General features: G+C 49.2%; 1 protein-coding gene. It reads right to left on the reverse strand.

Features of this window, described 5'->3' with window-relative positions:
- Positions 1–115: 115 nt before the first annotated feature.
- Positions 116–356 (reverse strand): hypothetical protein (locus AB4124_RS34140; protein ID WP_441975454.1); only part of this gene is annotated, 241 nt, incomplete at its 5' end.

Below are 356 nucleotides of genomic sequence, written 5' to 3' on the forward strand. Positions count from 1 at the left end.
GCCTTGATATCCGCCAGCCGATCGGCCTGCGCCTGCGCTGAAACCAGGCCCCAGGCTGCCACTAATCCCAGAACCTGCGCCCGTTTTTTAAACCCTTTCATTTTTGCAGCCATAGTCATACGCCATCCCGTTGTTTTTGTTTTACCCCGTTACGCTCCCATAAGGGAAAGCTATCGCCAAATAAGAAATCGTTCTTTGCTATGAGAAAAAAAGCATGAGTGAACAAGGTGTTAAAGAAGAGAGCAGACGGTGGGGCGCTATTTGCAGATCCTGCACATCGACAGTGGATTTTGATATTTCCCCCCGGCGCAATTTGGGTGTTTAACTGAGGACAGGTTAAGCGAGAAGGGTAATGA

The sequence above is a fragment of the Paenibacillus sp. 2KB_20 genome (assembly GCF_052115765.1).
Classification (GTDB): Bacteria; Bacillota; Bacilli; order Paenibacillales; family Paenibacillaceae; genus Paenibacillus_AQ.